This window comes from Sphingobacterium sp. UBA5639 (assembly GCF_002421245.1).
Taxonomy (GTDB): domain Bacteria; phylum Bacteroidota; class Bacteroidia; order Sphingobacteriales; family Sphingobacteriaceae; genus Sphingobacterium; species Sphingobacterium multivorum.
Map to the genome: position 1 here is coordinate 166,862 of NZ_DIJR01000036.1, position 20,932 is coordinate 187,793.

Here is a 20,932-nt window from a genome sequence, read left to right on the forward strand (position 1 = left end):
TCGTAACAGCGCGCCGAAAAACCGAAAGATTTTTGGTTAATATTTGTTTAAAAATGTATGACTGCCGGGAGTATTTTGGATCATTAGTTCAAAAGTCGGTGTAGCGTTTAAAAGTAATTATCGTTAAATAAGGAAATTATGTAAACCTATTTCTTTCGTATGATGAATATCAAAAAAACCGCGTTATTGTTGTGTCTGTCACTTGGAGCATATACAGGCTATGCGCAGACAAAATGGAATGTAAAAGCTGGAGTTGCCTTTTCAAATGTGGATGCTAAAAATAAAGCGGGCGATAAGGCCAGCACGGCCGCGGTTGCAGGCCTGTATTTGGGACTCGGCCCGACATTACGCCTCAGTGAGTATTTCTTTTTAGAACCGGCCCTTGTATTCGCCAAACGGGGATTTGAACGAAATGAGGGAAATGTTATAGGCTGGGGTAAAGATTTTAAAGCGAATACGTCTTATATCGAAATGCCTATCGATGTTGTCTTTAATGCTACGATCGGTACAGGTAAGTTGGAGGTCGGTATAGGCCCTTATATCGGTTATGGATTGGGCGGGAAATGGAAAACTTCAGAATCTGTTTACCTGGACGATATTGCAATTGATAACAAGGGAGATATCAAGTTCAAAAATGATTCGAGTGAAGGTGAGTATGGGGATTATACACTTGGGAGACCTTTTGATTATGGCGCTCGTGCAAAAGTAAACTATCTTTTTAGGGAACATTATCTTGTCGGTATAGAATTTCAGAAAGGAATTGCCAATTTAGAATCCAAATGGGGGGATTATAAATCCGGGAATGCTATACGTAATCGCTCCTTGGGTATTTCAGTTGGCTATCGGTTTTAGTAAATTAAAAACAGTGAATAAATAAGCGTGTTGTTGGAAGCATGAGCTCGTCTCATCAATCCAATCGTTTGTCTTCAGCGCCTAGTGTCTGGAGACAAACGATTGGAAATAAATCTTTCCGTTGTACTTGCTACTATTGGGTATTAGAATTCAATCCGGTAGTTAATAGTCGGAATAATACCAGTCCATTTTTGAGGTTCAATGATACGTTTGCTGAAATTGTAGTGCATACCCACAGTGTTTTCTCTATTAAGGAGATTCTGAATATCCAAAATAAACAGATGGCTTACTTTTTTGCGGTTAACCCGATAGCTCGATGAGAAATCAACACGTACGTAGGGATCGGCAGTCAGGGTATTGATGCGATCTTGGTCAATAACTTCTTCGTCTAAACGAAGCGATTCTTCTTCCAGAACAGGAGAGTACTTTCTTCCACCGGCATAAATTAATTTGCCATTGAGACCAAACAGATTATTTTTACTCTTTCCCACAGTCCATTCTTTCCCCATCAGTATATTTCCTACGTAACGTGTATTGAACGTGGTATTGTATTCTTTGCCATTGCGTGCTTTGAACTTTGAATCAAAGAAGGAGGTCGTTGCCATGAAGTAATACCCCTTACTTAACGACTTCTCAAGCGTTAGCTCAATGCCGTAATTTTTGCCGGTTCCTTTATTGATAAGCTGACGGTAGTTTGATGTACCAATGGCTGCAATATCCGATACATTGAGTAAGGAGAAGTTGATGTCGGAATCTGTAGATACTGGGACATCATAAAGATGCTGATAATAGATTTCTGTCTTAAACCGGAGTGTTCTGCTTAGGTTCTTTTCATAGCCAATAACAGCTTGGGCAGATTTTGTTGGCGAAAGAGGCTTGTTTGGCTCAAGGCTTGTTTGATCGCTACTTTTGGCAAAATAGTAGACCAAGGGCTCCAGTCGGTTATATAGACCAGTCCCAAAGGAGATCGTTTGATCTGTGGTAACACGCCAGTTTAGGCCAAGCCTTGGCTCGATAGACCAACTCTTGCTCAAGGCGAAGTAATTTGCATGTATTCCTGTATTTAGCGTTAGTTTGTCGTTCAAAACTGTTTTTAACTGTGCAAAAGCATCATAAGTACTTGTATTCCCAGTCTCATTAATCCGCTCTTTCAATGCCGCTAGCTCGGTGTCGTAGGACAGCGCATAGAGGTCATAGTGTAATAAACTTGCATTTAAGCCCGCTCTAATCGTGTTTTTACTGTTGGCGCGATAGTTTAGCGTACCCGCATAGCGAAGAGCCGTATTCGTAAATTTGTCCTTGTGATAGAGGCTGGAAATATAGTCCCGTGTTAATGTATCGGTGCTATTGGAATTGCGGCTAAGGGACATGGAAACAATATTGGTGAAATATAATCTTTCGTTTGCAATGTATTGATGTTTTAGTCCAGCACTCCCTGCGTTGAACTTTAAATTTAGATCTTGGGCGTCTGTTCGTTCTTCCCATTTTTCGTAATTACGCTCGGCAGTTTGTTGAAGTTTCCCCAAGCCGCCTATACCGAAAAAGGAAAAGGTTCCGGCTTTTTTTGTGGGAAATACAAAATTAAAAGAAAGGTCCTGATATTTTGGGACGCCAGTGTCTGAAACTTTTACGCCTACTTTTTCCAATAGACTCAATGAAGAATAGCGGTAACTAATCAAATAGGAAGCGTCACTTCCTTTTTTGAAAGGCCCTTCTAACGTTGCTCCTACGCCCAGGACTCCGACGTTGAATGTGTATTCGCGTTTGTCGGTATTGCCTTTACGGAACCTAAGATCAAAAACACCTGCCGTTGCATTGCTGTATTCCGCGGCAAGCCCACCGGTATAGAAATCAGATTTTCCCAATACCATGGTATTGAGCATACTGATTCCGCCACCTGCAGTGCCTTCGGCTCCAAAATGATTGGGATTTACAATTTCGATACCTTCAAGCCGCCACTGCAAGCTTTGGGGGGAATTTCCGCGAACAATAATTTCATTGTCATCGCCGCCGGCAGCAACACCTGGAAAACTCTGTGCCATACGGGCGGGATCAAAAAAGGCGCCAGCATAGCGGTTGGTCTCTTCCGGCGAAAAAGAGCGCCCACTCGTCATTGCCATCTGGTTGAGCGGTTGTTTTCCGGCATTGGCATAGACGACAGCTTCGGTTAATGCATTTATTTGCGGCTCCATTTCCACATTGACCATATTCTCCCGTCCACTGGTGATAAGTAATTCCGTAAATTCTTCTGGTTTATATCCGGCCATGCGAACTTGAAGCTGTTGACGCCCAACTGGAACTTGCTGCAGCCGAAATATGCCCTGTGCGTCTGTACTTACAGACTTTGTTCCATCACTGGATGAAATGACAATTGTGGCACCTGTAAGTGGTAATCTGGTATTTTTATCTATCACGGTTCCTTTGACAGTTTCGGTCACAACCTGATTTTTTTGCTTTGGCGCTGCTGGTTGCTGGGCGAATGTAAACCCTGCTTGAAGCGATAATCCAATAAGTAAGATTGGCGATAGTTTCATAAAAGATTAGTTTTTATCTTTATGACAGCCGACTTTCAATTTACCCTTAGCTTTTACCTAATTTTTTGTTTTTCACGCCGCGAATATGTATGATTCAACTTAAATTCACATGTCATTACATGAAATTTTATAGGTTTTACTGATAAGTAGTTATTAACATAAAGGTTGTTGATTACAAGTTAATTAACATTGTTGTTAACATTTTAGCTGAACTGTTTTTGTCCTAAATGCCTAATTGTAAAAAAATAGGACGTCCGCTACGTTTTTAACAAAAGATCTGCTCTATACTAGAAAGTTAACATGTTTATTAACAATTCCTGGGATGGTTTTTTACAAAGACTAAGCGGAGTGTATTCAAATGGCGCAGTTCATTTGAGTAGCGCAGTTCATTCAAATAATAGAGCGTATTCAAATAAAAGCTTCCCGAAAAATTAACATTTTGATAATCTGACGAACCTATCTTTGTTAGGTGAAAACTACCGAAGCCAATGTAGATAGCCACTATGTGTTGCGTTTTAAAGAAGGTGACCCCATTGCCTTTGCCCATTTATTTGAGCGGTATTGGGAGGATCTATACACCGTCGCTTTTCGTCATCTTCGGGAAGAGGATCAGGCTAAGGATCTTGTGCAGGAAGTATTTATCCATATCTGGGAAAAACGATCGCTCGTGAGTACTGAATACTCCGATATAAAATTCTATTTCCACAAAGCCCTCAAAAACAAAATACTGAATTACTACGCCTCGGAGCGTGTACGAAAACAGGTCTTGGAGAAATCAATGGAACGTATGGACGCTTTTTCCAATTTGGATAGCCAGGCCTTTGCCAGGTATAAGGCGCTGGAGGCTATTGTGGATGATTCGATAGACAAATTACCTAGATTGATGAAAGCAGTCTACTTAATGCGTTCTGACAATTATTCAATAACACAAATTGCCAAGGAACTCAATCTGGCTGAACAGACCGTTAAGAACTACCTGTCAGAGGCCAAAAAGATTATGCGGTACGAATTGACAAGAAGGTTTGCGGACCACGATTCTGTATTTTTATTGCTCGCAGGAAGCTATCTCCTTTATGATTATTTAATATAAAGAACATATTTAATTAAAGTACTTTGCCCGTTTTGATCTGTATTAGTATAAAAATTAATGCAGGTGAATTTAGAACGCTTTAAACTTATCATAACAGATTATCTCGGAGGAAAATTGACTGAGGAGGAAAAAGGTCATGTTGACGACTGGTACGAGTCTATTTCAAACGATGATATTAATCCCTTTAGCGATGCAAATCATCAGGAAAAAATCAAACAAGAATTATTTATTCGTGTAGGAATAGCTGAAGCACCTGCGAGGGCAAAGAAGGTGGCCAACATACCGGTCAGAAAATTCTCTTGGCTTTCAGCAGCAGCGGCTATTTTGGTCCTAGGAGGCATCAGTCTGCTATTTTTACAGCACAACCCGATGTCGCTTTCTCGGAAGCGGACAGAAGCGGTCGCATTACTGACGGAAACGGTTACGAATGCGGGCGAATTGAAAGAAATTCAGTTACCTGATGGCACATCTATTTTTTTAAACGGAAATACACGTATCCGCTACGATCGTAAGAATTTTGCATCAAATAGAAAATTCTTTTTAGATCGAGGGGAAGCATTCTTTCGGGTCAGACGGGATACTTTACATCCATTTAAGATAGAAACAGGCAGCGTCTCTGTTGCAGTTCTAGGAACATCATTCAACGTCAACAATTCGATGTCTACTAAACATGTGACGGTCGAAGTTAAAACTGGGCGGGTGAGTGTTCTAAATGCAAAAAATGGAGCAAACCATATCCTTACAGCAGGTAAGGCCGTCCGGTATAGTGTAGTTAAAAATGATTTTAAAACTTTCGATAGCGATCCAGCTTACATCAGCCTTTGGACACAAGGTGGTATGCAATTGAATAACATCAGCTTCAAGGAACTGAAAGAAATAATCTATAACCGCTTCGGTGTTGTGTTGCTTACCGAAAATCTGAATACAGATCCATTCAATTATTCGCTTATGATACCACATGTACAGTCATTAGACCAGGTGCTGAATATCGTTTGCAATATTCATCAAATCAAATTTAGGAGGGAGAAAAATGAAATAATCTTATACAAATAAGCTGTAGGGGGTAGAACAGCATAATTTATCTGCCCAAGAAAAGTGCTCATCTGGCAAACCGCTAAATCGACCAGTGAGCACCTGAATATTCATGTTTAAAACATTCATACAAATATATGTATAAAATAATTAAGCTTACCGGCCTTGCGACAAAGCTTGCCATCTGCGCTATGGTCTCTTGTGCTGTAACCAATAGCCATGCTGAGGGATTGGAAAAGATCAATCGCACTTACTGGGATAATATCAATATTCATTTGTCTAGTGGTAACGCCGCGCAGGCGGTACTGCAGTTGTCAAAACAAACAGGTCAAGCGATCGGCTACGATCGGAGTATGCTCCAATTAGATCGGATTTTAATTGCCGAAAAAAAATTCCAGAATGCGAGCTTCGAGGAAGTCCTTGCCTATATCCTGAACGGGACCAACATTAAGTCAAAAAGAGTGTCAGGGGGTATTGTCCTTGTAAAAAATACGGGTAAACAAGAGTCTTATGGTTTGAAATTGCAGCTTGTCGATCGTACAAAACAGCCTATTGGGGGAGCTTCTGTACATATTCCACTGACTGGACAGAGCGCCTTGTCAAATGCCAAAGGTGAAGTGACTATTCGATTAGCTGCCGGAGTATATGATGTACTGATAAGCCATGTTGGCTATGAAAAAAAAGAGTTGAACGATCTCAAGCTCGATGCCAACACAGCAGGTATACGTCAGGTGGTCTTAAACGAAGATGACAACGAATTGGATGAAGTGGTCGTGACTGCATTGGGCATCAAACGACAGGATCGTTCCCTTGGTTATGCTGTCGGTAAAATTAAGGGCGAGGATATCAATCGGGTCAATAATGATAACTTTCTGGTTGGTATGGCAGGTAGAGTACCCGGGGTTTCGATTAGTTCTACAGGACCCACCGGTTCCAGCGTGAATATGGTGATTCGGGGGGCATCATCGCTAAGTACAGACAACCAGCCGCTATTTGTCGTAGATGGAGTGCCCTTGATGAATAGTTTAAATAATGTTGGTCAGATCGGTGACGACAACAAAGTGGATTATGGTAATGCAATTGCCAATATCAATCCCGAAGATATTGAAAATATTTCCATCTTGAAGGGGCCAAGTGCAGCTGCGCTTTACGGCTCACGTGCAGGTAATGGTGTAGTGCTGATCACAACCAAAAGTGGTAAGAATGCGGAGAAGATGACCATTGCTGTGACTAGTAACACAGTATTTGATATCCCGTATAAATTTATTGAATTGCATAACAAATTTGCAAGCGGTACCTTGCCATGGCGACCAGGCGACTTGCCTGGCAATTTAGTTATTGAGGAGGAGTCTAGTGTTATGGTAGGCCCTGCACTGGATAAGGGGTATAAAGCTGTTCAATGGAATAGTCCACTTGACGAGAACGGTAAGCCCATTCCTACGGAACTAAAAGCGTACCCAAATAACATTAAAAACTTTGTCCAGACTGGGGTCACAAGTACCAATGGGATTTCCCTGAGCAACAGAAGCGAAAAATTGGACTATCGTTTCTCGTATTCCAATATGGCCAATAAGGGTATTATCCCCAATTCGGATCTGTTCAGAAACACCTTGAATATCAATTCGACCATGCGCCTTCGCAATAGTTTGACATTGGGGCTCTCGCTAGATGCCAGCAGAAATAACTCCAACAATAGACCTGCAGGAAATCGGGGAACCAATCCGATGCAAGCGGCCTATGAAGTTGCACCTCACATCAATATTCTGGACTTGCAGGATTATTGGTTGCCAGGGCAGGAGCAGATCCAACAGCGTTCACAGTCTATTGGCAACCACAATAACCCGTATTTCCTTGCTTATGGAGTGAATAATGCTTTTACAAGAGACCGCGTCTTTGGAAACCTACGGTTAGATTGGACCATCAAAAAAGATTGGACGGCCATGATACGGTACGCAACGGATATTTATTGGGAAAATAGGGAAACAAAAATCCCTTACAGTTATACGAACGAACCCAGAGGTGCTTATGGGATTGTTAATCTGATGAATATGGAACAGAATATCGACTTTCTGACGGCATATACAAAGAAGATGAGTGACTTTCAGATCACAGGATCATTGGGTGGGAATTTACGGTATAATCGTGGTAAATCCGTGCAAAATACCTCAAAGAATGGCGCTGGACTAATCACGCCGGGACTCTATACATTGGCCAATATCAGTCCATTAAATTTGGATTTCTACAGTACAATTTCTGAAAGAGCCATAAACAGTGTTTACGGACTGATCAATCTAAGCTACCGGGATATGGTTTATTTAGATGTGACTGGGCGCAATGACTGGTCCAGCACCTTACCTGTGAACAATCGATCCTATTTCTATCCTTCGGCATCCCTAAGTGTGTTGGCTAACCAGGTGTTTTCTCTGCCTAAAACGATCAATTTGGCAAAACTGAGAGCGGGTATTGCACGCGTGGGAAATGATACTTATCCCTATAATCTCTCCAATGTACTGAGTAATCCCGGTAGCTGGGGTGATGTATTGCGGCTAACACGTTCGGGATCACTCTTGGTTCCTAATCTGAAGCCCGAAATTGCCACATCTTACGAATTTGGTCTGGATCTGGGCATGTGGAATAATCGACTGAAGTTTGAAGGAACCTATTATAAGCTGGAGAACAAAAACCAAATTATTTCAACAACACTTCCCGGATCAAGTGGTTTCAATTCGAAAAATATCAACGCCGGACTGTTAAGCAGCCGCGGTATTGAACTTGCTGTTTCCGGGCGACCTATTGCCAAGGAAAATTGGTCCTGGGACGTTGGTGTCAACTGGCATCGCAATCGTACCCGTATCGATGAGCTTTCTGATGGTGTAGAGTTCTATACCTTTTGGACCGACGGTCGGGGTGGGGCACGTACCTATGTCGGGGAAGAGATCGGGGATCTGTACGATTCCAAGTTAGTGACCGTGGAGGATCAATCGTCGCCGTATTATGGTTTTCCTATTCTCAATAAAAATGGTTCTTGGCAGGCTGTACGGATCAATAATAGTCGCAACAAAATCGGAAATTTTAATCCCGATTTCACGATGGGCCTACAGTCAAGTCTTCGCTATAAAAAATGGACAATGAATATTGCCGCAGATATGCGTTTTGGAGGGAAATTTATGTCGCAGACCTATCGCTATTTCGAATCGAACCTAACCACGCAGCGTTTTCTTGATCAGATGATCAACCCCAATGGGATGACAGGCGAAACGCTACGCAATTATTTGGTCGATAACAATCTTGTTCGCGTGCAAGGCAATAGGTATCCCATTGTTGGAGGACCAGGCGAAGAGTATGGTGGTTATCCGATCAGTGTGGGTGGTCTTGTTGGCAATTTTGGGGTGTTTAATCCAGGTGTTATCGCACAATATGATGATAAAGGTAATATCACAGGTTATACAGAGAATCTTGGTGGTGAAGGAACAAAATATATCGCTTATTCAGACAATTACCCTTGGGATTTTATGAATGCGGCGACATTTGATGCTTCTTTTATCAAGCTTCGGGAATTATCCTTTAGCTATGATTTATCAGGAAAATGGCTGAAACGTCTCGGAATAGAGAATGGCAGTGTGGGAGTCTATACCCGTAACCTGATCTTATGGACCAAAGCAAAAGTAGGTATAGATCCGGAAATGGCCTTCCAGCCAGAAACTGGTGTTGGATTTAAACAGGGGATTGAGCGCTACAACGTTACCCCTTGGTCAATGCCTATTGGATTTAAAGTAAATGTGACATTTTAATATACGACATAAATGAAAAATCAGTTGAAGAGATTCACCATGGCTGTAGTAGGCCTTGGGATGGTATGGAATATTTCAGCTTGTAAAGATCTGACCGAACTTAATATCAATCCGAACGGTGTAAGTGAGGAAGATGCCAACCCCAATCTGTTATTGCCGACGATATTGACAGGAACAGCGAAAAAATACAACGAATTGAGTTTCTCAGATCTTGGCGGAGTTATGCAGCACACCCAATTTGATGCATGGTTCAATTCACATAATGACTACGAATGGACAGGAGGGATTCTGAGCTGGGATGCTTATTATGGCTTTTTACGTGACAATGAGCTTATGCGTAAACGCGCGGAGAAATTAGGCTTGGATTTTCATAAAGGAGTTTCGCTGGTGATGCGCGCTTACTTATTCGGATTGGTGACTGATCTCTGGGGAGACGCTCCTTATACCGATGCCTTAAAAGCGGAACTGGGAGATGCTGTATATAATTTTCCGAAATACGATAGTCAGGAAATAATCTATAAGGGAATTATCGACGAGTTGAAACAAGCCAATGAACTTCTATCCCGCCCCGATGGTTCTTATGAGGTGCTGGCGAATGCGGATGTTTACTTTGGCGGAAAGGCTTCCAAATGGCGTCGTTTTGCCAATTCTTTGGCATTACGGTATTATATGCGCATTTCAGCAAAGTCTGCTGACTTTGCCAAACAGGGGATTGAAAGTATTGTTGCCAATCCCGATAAATTTCCAATTATTACGAGTACTACTGATGATGTATTGATGGATTTTGTTGGAAATAATGCAAATGACTCCTGGCCGTCAAATACAGTGTATGATGCCAGTGGAAGTAATTTTAGACGAATGAAAATGTGTGCAACACTGGTCGACCGGCTACAGGAACTTGGCGACCCTCGTTTGGCGGTTTGGGCAAGAAAGGTAGACATACCCATTGAGATCCGCAGCAACGAGCCCGCAGGTACAGATAAGATCGTTAATGGTGTTCGGATTGTATCGCCAGATGTCGTCAAAGGTGTTCCCGTGGATACCGATAAAGAGTATGTTGGACTGCCGCCAAGTGTATCTAAAAACCCTTCAGCCTACAACCTCAATCCAACACCGGGGCAAACCTCGATCAATCCGCATGTTTCTTACCTGAATGATAGCTATCGTTCGGCGAAGGGAAGTTTGTTAAAAGCACGCTTGCTTTCTGCTGCCGAAGTTAGTTTTATTTTGGCTGAAGCAGCCTGGAAAGGATGGGGGCTGCCTGAGTCAGCCAAGACCTATTATGAGCGTGCTATACAGGAATCGTTGGCAAGCTGGGGAAAGGGCGCAGACTATTCCAACTATATCCGTCAGAAAGGTGTGGCGTTTGAAAATACGCAAGTGCAGATCATTGAACAAAAATGGATCGCCAGTTGGTCAACTGCCGCACAGTCCTGGTTTGATTATCGTCGCACAGGGTACCCCGCTTTAAAGGCCGGCCCCGCAGCCATTCGTACACAGCTTCCTGTTCGTGTACCTTATATGCAAACCGAAATGAGTGTGAATCAAAAAAATGCCGAGGAGGCCTTGAAACGTATTGAAAAGACAGCGTATTCACAGGCAGACAATGAAAATAGTGCCTGGTCAAAACCTTGGTTATTGCAAGGAACAAACAAGCCCTGGTAATTAGTAATTAAAAGTTATTAAATAGAGTTCTCAAATCGCTTATAAAATCAATATCACAATGAAAATCAAACATATTCTTCTTGCTGTAGTACTGTGCTGCACTTTATTGGAAGGGAAAAGCCAGACGGATAATAAAGACAAACAACCTGATCGTATTACGTTGACCTGGTCCGATGAGCCCAGCAGTACGCAGTCTGTTTCTTGGCGGATCAATGCGGATAGGACCAAAATAATTGGTCAGATTGCTGAAGAACAGAGCAATCCAGAACTTGAAAAAAACGCGATCACAATAAATGGAACAGCGCTACCGCTCGAGCGAGGACAGCAAGAGGATGCTTATGGACAGGTAACCTTCCGTGACCTGAAACCCGGTACAGTTTATGCCTATCGCGTTGGAGATGGCAGCAATTGGAGTGCCTGGAACCAATTTAGGACTGCGGAGCGTTCAGGCGCGTTTTCGTTTATCTATTTGGGTGATGCACAGAACGACTTACGTTCACGCTGGGCACGTGCCATTCGGCGTGCTTTCCAGCAGGAAGCGAATGCACGCTTTATTGTTCACGCGGGCGATCTGATCAATCGTTCGAATGCAGACGAGGAGTGGGCAGAATGGCATGAGGCCGCAGGATTTATTCATCAGATGATCCCTGCTGTTCCAACACCGGGTAATCACGAGTACCGTCGCGACTCGCTTGGGAAGCTTGTACTTGACCCGCATTGGAAAGCACAATTCAACTTGCCAAGGAATGGCCCTGAGGGTATGCAAGATGCTGTTTACTACCTCGATTATCAGGATCTACGTATGATTTCCCTAAATTCTCAATTGATTATGCTCGACTCTACTGCAGCAGCGATACAGGAAAAGTGGTTGGAGAAAGTGTTGTCTTCATCACCAAAAAAATGGAATATTGTTGTCATGCACCATCCCGTATACTCTACGGCAAAAAATCGTGACAATACCATCTTGAGAGAACGTTTCAAACCTATTTTCGAGAAATATGGTGTCGATTTGGTCCTTCAGGGCCACGATCATACCTACGCTCGTGGCGGGCTGGGTAAAAAGCGACCTGTCTATCTCCTGTCTGTAGCGGGGCCTAAGATGTATGAATCTGATTCTGAACGCTGGATGGAAGTTGCAACGTCACAGACGCAATTGTATCAGGTGATCAAGCTGACCGAAAATAAACTGTATTTTTCGAGCTACAAGCTGAATGGGCAGTTGTTTGATTCATTCGAGTTGTCGAAAAAGTAGAACGTCATAGACGGAAGGTAATCCATTCAAACCGGATTACTTTCCGTCAATATAATTGCGGGATTCACTCCATGACGCGATTGAGATGTAACTGCAGCGAGATCGCCGGTTTTTAAGGTATAACAAAAAGAGATTGCAAAAAAATAACTATACAGCAATGAAAAAGATTTTATTTTCTACTATTCTGTTGGGTATAATAGTAAGTTCTACAACCCACTTATATGCTCAGTCGATCGATTTAATAAAAAAGTTAGAGCAAAAAAGTTTACACATTGTTGCACACCGGGGAGCTCATCTGGAGCAACCTGAAAACTCAATTGCTGCTATCGAAGAGGCCATTCGGCAGGGAGCTTCCGTGGTAGAGGTCGATGTGCGGGCCACCAAAGATGGTGTACTTGTACTGATGCACGATAAAACAGTCAATCGGACGACAACCGGGCAAGGAGAGGTCGCCAAACAAACCTATGCCGAGCTTCAACAGCTTCACTTACGCAAAAAGGCTAATGGTGAAGGCTCGGATCATGTTATACCAACGCTATCGGAAGCTTTGCGCGTTGCAAAGGGAAAAATCCTTGTTGATCTCGATTTTAAAGAAGATCGCAAAGAGTTTATTAAGAAAACCTATGCGCTTGTTGAACAGGAGGGGATGGAAGACCAGGTACTATTTTTTCTCTATGATTATAAAGACATGCTCAAGATTTACAAACTCAATCCAGCGATCACACTTTTTCCGAGGGCACGCAGCATGAAAGATCTAGAGGTCATACTAAAGATGAAATTAACCTCAATTGTCCATCTTGATGAATCATTTACTGATACCGGAAAACTTAATGCATTGCGCCAACAGGGCATTTATTTTTGGATGAATAGTTTGGGGGAATATGACGACAAAGCAGAACAGGAGGGAAAGAAAGCTTATCGATCTTTTTTGGAGAAATATCCTTTTGTACGTCTTATTCAAACAGATCATCCTAATTTGTGGCGCGAAGTGCTTTCCGGATCTTAGTCTATTTTTATCTGTTTAGTTAAAAATGCTTGATTTTATTGTAGCGATATTGTTAGAACGATCGTTCTCAAGATATAACTAATGGAAACCGTAATGAATAAATTATTTACAGGGAGTTTTGCAATCCTCTTTTTACTGACGAGCTGTAGTAAGGAAAATGAAATGACTGTACCTATGGATGTTCAAAAACAGCTGGAAAGTTTTGAATGGAGCCCCATCGTGTCTGCGAAAGGGACGACAAACGAGCAATTGAAGCACAAACCGAAAGATTGTGAAAAGGATAATGTGTATACGTTCACATTTGCTGAATCAGCGAATAAGTTCACTGTCAATCGTGGTAAGGAACTATGTGGGGATGATAAGCTAACATTTGAAAGTTTGATTTTTGCTGAACAACAGCATCGCGCTTTTATCTATGATAAAGAGAAGAAAAGTATCAAGTTTGCTGATGATGATCCTTCCCAAAGTTATGAGGTACAGCTTGATGGTGATCAGCTTATATTAATTTCACGCAATAATAATCCTGCAGCATACGTGATACCATTTGAATACTATTTTCAAGGTAAGCGAACGGCTGCAACAAAATAAGTAGTATATTTCCTTTAACATTCAACAGGAAGACGGCTAGCCGTCTTCCTGTTTTTATTCAATTCTGTTTTGATGAAGTTGCAATTGAATATTCCACATTACTTTTTTCTTTGTCTACCTGTTTTGTTGTGGCCCAACGTGCAAGAATGAATTTCGTGGATATTTGCCATTTGCTCTCCTCTACTTCAATACATAAAGTAGACCCTTTGTTAGGTTATTTAGATGAACGCTGTTCAAACCAATGCCGCCGCCCTATGATTATTAAAAGAATCAGGAATCAAAATTTAACTTGATTATTTAGGCTAAATCGTTAATTTAGTGGTTTGGAAACCGGTTGCATAGATGGCGTGAACTAATAAAACCGGATCCAATTAATGAAGAAAACTAGATAAATAATAATCCACTTATGAAAGTCCGTATATTACTGATGGCGGCAATGACGACATTGCTCTGCCCACAACTTCAAGCCCAGCAATTGCCCTATAAGAATAGTGCCTTACCAATTGAAAAACGGGTAAGTGATCTATTGGGAAGAATGACTGTGGAAGAGAAAGTCGGGCAATTGAGCAAATTGCTGGGCTGGGACATGTATAGCAAGAACGGAAAGCAGGTTACAATCAGCAATAAATTGCGAAAGGCGGTAAAAGAACAGCATATCGGATTATTATGGGCAACCTTACGTGCCGATCCCTGGACACAAAAAACCTTGCTGAATGGTTTGAGCCCTGTAGAAGCTGCGCGCGCTACCAATGCGATCCAACGTTATATGGTGGATAGCACGCGCCTTGGAATTCCATTGTTATTGTCTGAAGAGGCGCCACATGGACATATGGCTATTGGTGCAACGGTATTTCCTACCGCAATTGGGCAGGCGAGTACATGGAACCCGCAGTTGATTCAGGACATGGCTTCAACAATCGCCATGGAGACTTATGCCGTGGGTGGTAAAAACGGTTACGGTCCTGTATTAGATTTAGCACGAGATCCACGTTGGTCGCGTACTGAAGAGACCTATGGGGAGGATCCCTATCTTATTGGACAAATGGGAAGCGCAATGATCCGTGGTTTTCAAGGGGAAAAGATCGGTGAGCGGGATAAAATAATAGGTACTCTAAAGCATTTTGTTGCCTATGCGGCTCCGGATGGCGGTCACAATGGTGAGTCCGTGTCGTTTGGCGAGCGAAGCCTGAGACAGTATTTTCTCCCGCCTTTTGAGCGTGCTGTGAAATCGGGAGCTGGGTCGGTTATGACGGCATATAATAGCATTGATGGTATTCCTTGTTCTGCCAATTCCTGGCTGTTGAATGATATTCTACGGAAAGACTGGAGATTTACGGGATTTGTCGTATCGGATCTACTGAGTATATCAGGGCTCAATGGCGGGCATGCAACAGCAGCGACTGCAGAAGAAGCGGCTTCACAAAGTATACATGCCGGATTGGATGTCGATCTAAGCGGGACTGGTTATGGTTCAAATCTGCTTAAGGCTGTCCAACAGGGGCTCGTTGAACCTGCTGTTCTCGATACAGCAGTGGCCCGTGTACTGCGAATGAAGTTCAATCTTGGTCTTTTTGATCATCCTTATGTGGATGAAAAAATGGTAGCGCAAAAAGTCGCTACGACGCAAAATAAAACGGTGGCAAGACAAGTGGCACGCGAGTCGATTGTTTTGCTTAAAAACGATCAGCACATTTTACCCTTAAGTAAATCGTTGAAACGAATCGCCGTTATAGGGCCAAATGCCGATAATCCTTATAATCAGCTGGGCGATTATACTGCTCCACAGGCCGATGGTAAAGTGCAGACTTTGCTGACCGGAATCCGGGCGGCAGTGGATAAAAATACCAAGATCGATTATGTCAAAGGATGTGCGATCCGTGATACCAGCAATTCCGATATTGCTGCCGCTGTCGCTGCTGCAAAGCAGGCCGATGCAGTGGTTTTAGTCCTCGGAGGTTCAAGCGCACGTGATTTTAAAACGTCGTATCAAGCAACTGGAGCGGCCAATGTTGATCCCAACACGGTAAGTGATATGGAAAGCGGAGAAGGATTTGACCGCGTTTCCCTGGATATGATGGGCGATCAGATCAAGTTGCTGAAAGCGATACAGGCGACTGGAAAACCTCTTGTACTTGTTACGGTTATGGGAAGACCATTGAACTTAAATTGGGCAGCTGAACATGTGCCTGCGATCGTGAATGCCTGGTACCCCGGACAGGAGGGAGGCTTGGCAGTTGCCGATGTATTGTTCGGTGACTATAATCCCGCTGGAAGATTACCGATTTCGGTACCTCGTTCGGTCGGCCAGCTTCCTGTACATTACAACCATACAAAACCCAAACATCACGATTATGTGGAGATGTCGGCTAAGCCATTGTATGCATTTGGTTATGGGTTGAGTTATAGTAGCTTCGATTACTCCAATTTACAGATCTCTTTGAAGGAGAATGGCAATGATTTTGCTTGCACAGTGTCATTCGATGTCGTCAATAACGGTAAATTGGCTGGCGATGAAGTCGCTCAGTTGTATGTTGTGGATGAAGTAAGTTCGGTAGTGACACCGGTTATGCAATTGAAGCGATTTGAACGCAAAAACATTGCCGCAGGAAAGAAAGAACGTTATTCGTTTCAATTGACTAAGGAAGACCTCAAACTTTGGAGTTCAAGCAACGCATGGAAGACAGAAAAGGGAAAATTTAAATTCTTGGTTGGAGCATCTTCTGATGATATCCGACTGAAGGGCGAAATGGAATTAACGAGAGATTATTAATCCTAAACCGCAAACAATACTATAGGGCTGCCCAATTTTGGACAGTCCTTTTTTTTATTTGAGCACAATATGTTTGATACTTTTCCTGTTCCAGGTATAGGTGATGTGGATAAGACCATTTGTGTCCTGAATAATTGTCGGATAAGAATACTCATCGTTCTTTACCCCATCTTCAAGGGTTAGAACATCTTTCCACTGTAAGCCATCCTTTGATATGGCGACATGCAGTTTTGTGCGTCCTTCCCACCAGTCGTTGCCAGCGATAGCCGGATTGAAGACGATCATCAATAAACCATTATTTAAACGGATGGCGTCGGTGGCAGAATTGGGATTGAGCAGGTTTGTGGATTGCCAGGGGCCCCAGGTAAGGCCTTCATCTGCTGAGAATGCTGCCATCACTTTATTTTCTTTACTTCGACAGAGCACCTGAATGCGTCCATCTGCGTGTTGGATCACACTGGGCTGAATAACCTGGATACTGGTATCTGGGCGTATTGCGCTGACGGACCAAGAGCGGCCATGATCGCGGCTGATTTCCAGGTGTGCTTTCCAGATTTCTGTTTTGGATTCCGTGCTGGAGGGGGAGAGCAGCAGTCCGTTTGTCAAGGTGAGCGGTTTATTCTTGATAGGCCCCAATATACCTTCAGGTAACTGCTGCGGTGCTGACCAGCTGGTTCCCTTATCAATCGAATGTTTGACATAGCCTTTCCATTCTCTGGGGTTGGGGCCTATTTTATAATACAAAGATAAGGTGTCACTGTGCGGGTATTGATAGAAAACAGGATTCCATGTTGGAAAGCGGTTGTCACCAAGGATACCGTCTGCAATCTGTACAGGACGCTGCCATTGTCCATGACTATACAGTGAACTCCATATGACAACATCAGGGTTAGATTCATGAGTACCACCAAACCAGGCTGCCAATAAACTGTCTTTTCCGATAACTTGAATCGTGGAGGCATGACATTGCTGGAATGGAACCTGACCTGTTTTAAAAATTTGCTCTGACACCAGGATCTGAGGTTTATACGTTGCACATGAGTATACAAAAAGAAGGATAAATAATGGAAATAGGTTGATTTTTTTCATTGGAATTTAAGGTTCTAAAACCCCTATAGTTTGTTGATGACTTATTTTCTTATTCCTGAGCAGCTTTGGGGATGTTAAATGTTCAGGCGATCATCGGTAAACAATGACCTTGTTAAATGATAAAATTCCGTTGGATTATATCCAACGGCAATTTTTCTTATTTGCCTTGCAATTGGATTGCTGTGGCATAATTAAATCTTGTACTAGGGCTTCTTAAGGTAATTTGATTGCCGTGTTGAGACCAGTCCAATTTGCCTTTATGGCCTAGGATAGCGATCTTTTTTACGCTGAAATTATCAGGTATCTGAAAGACGTATTCATTGGGCTGCTGGTAAGCATCTCCTTCAGAAAGATGGAATACATTGACCACTTTATTGTCCTTGCTTCGGGTGTAATAATAGTCACCTTGGTGATATGGAGCAATCGTACGTGTTGCAAACACGGCAGTTTGATTGATTTTCATCCAGGCAGCCAGTTCGTTCAAGCGATCGTAAGCGGCTTGGTCGTAATCTCCATTAGGGCCAGGCGCTATGTTCAATAGGTAGTTTCCACCGCGAGAAATAATTTTTACCAATGTTTCAACAATCTTTTTGGTCGGTTTGTATTGATCGTTGGGCACATAGCTGAACGAATTTCCCATGGTGATACAGCTTTCCCAAGGAATATCCAAGGGATGTTCGGGAATTGCTTGTTCAGGTGTGACATAATTTTCCCAGTTTCCAGGTACCGTACGGTCGACAACGATAATGCCGGGTTGATTTTTCCTTGCCATGCCACCAATTCGGTCCATGTCAATGTCTTGTTCGACTTTAATGGTGCGTTGCCAGTCGACGGATTGGTCAATAGTTTTGAATGGTCGTACCCAACCTCCATCTAACCATAAGATATCGACCTTTCCATACTCGGAAGTAAGTTCATTGATTTGATTGTAGGTGTAATTTTTAAATTTTTCCCAGCGCTCAGGGTGTTTTTGAGGATCATAGTTTACATTTCGATCTTTTGGTGGGAAATAATTCCACCAGTAAAAATCCGTATGCCAATCCGGTTTGGAGAAATAGGCCCCAATTTTGAAACCGTCATTGCGGAAGGTGTTGAAAATTTCTTTGGTTACATTTGCCTTTGGATTTTTTGAAAATGGTGATTTTGGAGAGGTAATTTTATAGTCTGATTCCTTGGTGTCGAACATGGCAAACCCATCGTGATGTTTTGTTGTAAAGACGACATATTTCATGCCGGCAGCTTTTGCGGCATCAGCCCATTTTTGTGGATTGAAATCCGTAGGATTAAATGTGGTCTGTAGGTTTTCGTAGTTCTTGAGGTATTCAAAATAAGTTTTACCATGTTCGGGTTTGCGTTGCGTCCAGCCTTCATCTTCGGGACAGATACTCCAGCTTTCGACGATTCCCCATTGACTATAGGTACCCCAGTGCATGAAAAGACCAAACTTCATATCTTGCCATTGTTCGAGATTTTCAATCACTAGAGGATCTGTCGGTTTTTGATAGCCATTAGATACGTTATGTGCTTGGCCAAACGCTAATGTTGCACTTGAAGCAATCAGCGCGGTGGATATAATGGTTTTTAGTTTTTGCATGGATAAAGATAGTGAAAATGATAAAAAGAAGGCCACCTTAGGTGGCCTTCTTGTAGATAGATGTAGCTTTTGCGTTAATTTACGTCCCAGAAGAGTTTGGTGTCAAGCTTATCTTTGCTTTTTACAGCGTCATAATTTGCGCCATTTAAATTCACTTCTGTTGCGGGGATATTCCATCTCGCAGGGACAGTTTTTTGAATATCAGATACTTCTGTTCTAAAAGTAAATACAGGGTAATTTAATCTTCTTACTTCCGCCCAGGATTGTAAAGGTTGAATAACATTGAAATGTAGCCATTTTTGAGTAGCGATTAATTGAATGTTATTTGTTCCCCAACCAATATTTGAAATATAGGTATTAATCTGATCTTCTGTTGGTTGAGTTGCGGCAGTAGTCGTATTATCTTTGCTCAATGCTCTGATTGCAGGGAATAGTGCGATGGATTGTTTTATACCCTGTTCGAAGGCTGATTTTGCAGCAGCATTATTTCCAGTCCTGTTGTAATACTCAGCAAGTAAATAATTGACTTCCGATGCCGTGATCAGTAACCCTGGGAAATATTCATTTCTCGAGTAAGTAGAACGATTATAGATGGCAATCTTACTTGGATTAGCTGGTGTTCCGGAAATCAAAGCAGTTTGTTCTGCACTCGTTAGAGACTGATCTAGCCCAATATAAGCCCCATTTGCACCTTGTCCAGGTTCAAAAATAAATGGTAATCTCGGGTCTGCCTTTGACACCATGTTGTCGATCATTACTTTCCCGGCAATATTGGCGTTCCAGCTTTCTAAACCATCTCTAAATCCTCTCGCATTGATATCAGATCCTGAATTGAAGACACTGATGTCGATATTATCTGCATTGGTGAGAGTTAAAGGATAAGTTGATTGATTTCCAACAATGTCGGCCAGCTCTTGGTTTGCTCTTGCTGTAAAAGTAGAGGCAGCACTGACGCGAGTCAACATACGTAGGCGAAGGGAATTACAATATTTTTTCCATAGTGTAATATCACCTTTGTTTATTAAATCCTGGGTTTTAAAAGACGTGGAAACACCTGAAGTTAGTGCTGGCAACGTATTAAGCTCGGTACTGATGGATTTTAGGTCATCCAGCATAGCTTTATATATTTCTTCTGCAGTATCATATTTAGCATACGAGCTCGGATAATTTCCGCCATTGGTACTCAACATGCCTGCTTGCGACCAAGGGATGTCTCCATGTAAATCAACAACTTGTTGCGTTTGATCATAAAAGAAAATTTTCGCTGCAAGGTAAAATATGCGTAGCTGAGTTCGCTCTGCTTCTGGCAAAGCTGTGTATACTTTTTCAAATTCTCGATATTGTGCAAGACCTGCATAATAAGTATTCCAACGATCCTGGATAGAAGCACCTCCAGGTATCAATTGATTATTCTCGTTTGCCCATCCCGTAGCTTGAACATAGCGATTAGCAGTCGATCGGAGGATAACAAAGTAATTCCAGTAACTTGGTACAACCAGTTCTCTGTAGGAATAGGTAATTCCTGCGAACTGTTTGTCGGCTGACACTTCACTTATTTTTCCTGGATCTCTATATAACTCATCAAAAGATGATTTACTACAAGAGGTTATTGCTGTAATACCCGCGGCACATAGACCAGCAAGTAAGATGTGTTTTTTGATTTTCATAA

At 42.4% G+C, this 20,932-nt stretch carries 13 protein-coding genes; 9 read left to right on the forward strand and 4 right to left on the reverse strand.

The window, feature by feature from the left end:
• Positions 1 to 159: 159 nt before the first annotated feature.
• The gene (locus B4Z90_RS23165) at positions 160 to 852 is read left to right on the forward strand and encodes an outer membrane beta-barrel protein (RefSeq protein ID WP_286803447.1); all 693 of its coding nucleotides are present in this window, start codon (positions 160 to 162) and stop codon (positions 850 to 852) included.
• Between the two features lie 143 nt (positions 853 to 995).
• Here the strand turns inward: B4Z90_RS23165 and B4Z90_RS23170 are convergent, their stop codons facing one another.
• Positions 996 to 3,386 carry a TonB-dependent receptor gene (locus B4Z90_RS23170; RefSeq protein ID WP_286709389.1) on the reverse strand — a complete coding sequence of 797 codons (2,391 nt, stop codon included), beginning with the start codon at positions 3,384 to 3,386 and terminating at the stop codon, positions 996 to 998.
• 469 nt (positions 3,387 to 3,855) lie between these two features.
• Between B4Z90_RS23170 and B4Z90_RS23175 the strand changes: the two genes are divergently transcribed.
• The 8 genes from B4Z90_RS23175 (at position 3,856) to B4Z90_RS23210 (ending at position 16,580) form a co-directional block, all read left to right on the forward strand.
• Positions 3,856 to 4,476 (forward strand): RNA polymerase sigma factor, encoded by a 621-nt coding sequence (locus B4Z90_RS23175; protein WP_286709390.1) that lies wholly within the window; start codon positions 3,856 to 3,858, stop codon positions 4,474 to 4,476.
• Between the two features lie 63 nt (positions 4,477 to 4,539).
• On the forward strand, positions 4,540 to 5,529 hold the full coding sequence (locus B4Z90_RS23180) for a FecR family protein (RefSeq protein WP_286709391.1): 990 nt from the start codon (positions 4,540 to 4,542) through the stop codon (positions 5,527 to 5,529).
• Positions 5,530 to 5,645: 116 nt separating this feature from the next.
• Entirely contained in the window at positions 5,646 to 9,299 is a 3,654-nt protein-coding gene (locus B4Z90_RS23185; protein ID WP_286709392.1) for a SusC/RagA family TonB-linked outer membrane protein, read from the forward strand.
• 12 nt (positions 9,300 to 9,311) lie between these two features.
• Complete coding sequence (locus B4Z90_RS23190; RefSeq protein ID WP_286709393.1) at positions 9,312 to 10,964, forward strand: SusD/RagB family nutrient-binding outer membrane lipoprotein; 1,653 nt, start codon at positions 9,312 to 9,314, stop codon at positions 10,962 to 10,964.
• Between the two features lie 58 nt (positions 10,965 to 11,022).
• Entirely contained in the window at positions 11,023 to 12,216 is a 1,194-nt protein-coding gene (locus B4Z90_RS23195) for a purple acid phosphatase family protein (RefSeq protein WP_286709394.1), read from the forward strand.
• Positions 12,217 to 12,373: 157 nt separating this feature from the next.
• The gene (locus tag B4Z90_RS23200) at positions 12,374 to 13,222 is read left to right on the forward strand and encodes a glycerophosphodiester phosphodiesterase family protein (protein WP_286709395.1); all 849 of its coding nucleotides are present in this window, start codon (positions 12,374 to 12,376) and stop codon (positions 13,220 to 13,222) included.
• A 93-nt stretch (positions 13,223 to 13,315) separates the two neighbouring features.
• Positions 13,316 to 13,810, forward strand: a complete 495-nt coding sequence (locus B4Z90_RS23205) for a hypothetical protein (RefSeq protein WP_286803448.1) — start codon at positions 13,316 to 13,318, stop codon at positions 13,808 to 13,810.
• A gap of 406 nt (positions 13,811 to 14,216) precedes the next feature.
• Positions 14,217 to 16,580, forward strand: coding sequence for a glycoside hydrolase family 3 N-terminal domain-containing protein (locus tag B4Z90_RS23210; protein WP_201639744.1), 2,364 nt, complete (start codon positions 14,217 to 14,219; stop codon positions 16,578 to 16,580).
• A 54-nt stretch (positions 16,581 to 16,634) separates the two neighbouring features.
• On the opposite strand, the gene B4Z90_RS23215 is transcribed toward B4Z90_RS23210, so the two are convergent.
• From B4Z90_RS23215 to B4Z90_RS23225, 3 genes are all read right to left on the reverse strand, one after another.
• Positions 16,635 to 17,669 (reverse strand): sialidase family protein, encoded by a 1,035-nt coding sequence (locus B4Z90_RS23215; protein ID WP_286803449.1) that lies wholly within the window; start codon positions 17,667 to 17,669, stop codon positions 16,635 to 16,637.
• Positions 17,670 to 17,826: 157 nt separating this feature from the next.
• Positions 17,827 to 19,263, reverse strand: coding sequence for an alpha-L-fucosidase (locus B4Z90_RS23220; RefSeq protein ID WP_286803451.1), 1,437 nt, complete (start codon positions 19,261 to 19,263; stop codon positions 17,827 to 17,829).
• Positions 19,264 to 19,337: 74 nt separating this feature from the next.
• Complete coding sequence (locus tag B4Z90_RS23225; RefSeq protein WP_286752300.1) at positions 19,338 to 20,930, reverse strand: SusD/RagB family nutrient-binding outer membrane lipoprotein; 1,593 nt, start codon at positions 20,928 to 20,930, stop codon at positions 19,338 to 19,340.
• Positions 20,931 to 20,932: the final 2 nt, after the last annotated feature.

What these genes read in the sequence shown, in the direction of transcription:
- B4Z90_RS23165 (WP_286803447.1), top strand. Translation starts at nt 160, where the DNA reads ATGATGAATATCAAAAAAACCGCGTTATTGTTGTGTCTGTCACTTGGA.
- B4Z90_RS23170 (WP_286709389.1), bottom strand. Translation starts at nt 3,386, where the DNA reads ATGAAACTATCGCCAATCTTACTTATTGGATTATCGCTTCAAGCAGGG.
- B4Z90_RS23185 (WP_286709392.1), top strand. Translation starts at nt 5,646, where the DNA reads ATGTATAAAATAATTAAGCTTACCGGCCTTGCGACAAAGCTTGCCATC.
- B4Z90_RS23190 (WP_286709393.1), top strand. Translation starts at nt 9,312, where the DNA reads ATGAAAAATCAGTTGAAGAGATTCACCATGGCTGTAGTAGGCCTTGGG.
- B4Z90_RS23195 (WP_286709394.1), top strand. Translation starts at nt 11,023, where the DNA reads ATGAAAATCAAACATATTCTTCTTGCTGTAGTACTGTGCTGCACTTTA.
- B4Z90_RS23200 (WP_286709395.1), top strand. Translation starts at nt 12,374, where the DNA reads ATGAAAAAGATTTTATTTTCTACTATTCTGTTGGGTATAATAGTAAGT.
- B4Z90_RS23205 (WP_286803448.1), top strand. Translation starts at nt 13,316, where the DNA reads ATGAATAAATTATTTACAGGGAGTTTTGCAATCCTCTTTTTACTGACG.
- B4Z90_RS23210 (WP_201639744.1), top strand. Translation starts at nt 14,217, where the DNA reads ATGAAAGTCCGTATATTACTGATGGCGGCAATGACGACATTGCTCTGC.
- B4Z90_RS23215 (WP_286803449.1), bottom strand. Translation starts at nt 17,669, where the DNA reads ATGAAAAAAATCAACCTATTTCCATTATTTATCCTTCTTTTTGTATAC.
- B4Z90_RS23220 (WP_286803451.1), bottom strand. Translation starts at nt 19,263, where the DNA reads ATGCAAAAACTAAAAACCATTATATCCACCGCGCTGATTGCTTCAAGT.
- B4Z90_RS23225 (WP_286752300.1), bottom strand. Translation starts at nt 20,930, where the DNA reads ATGAAAATCAAAAAACACATCTTACTTGCTGGTCTATGTGCCGCGGGT.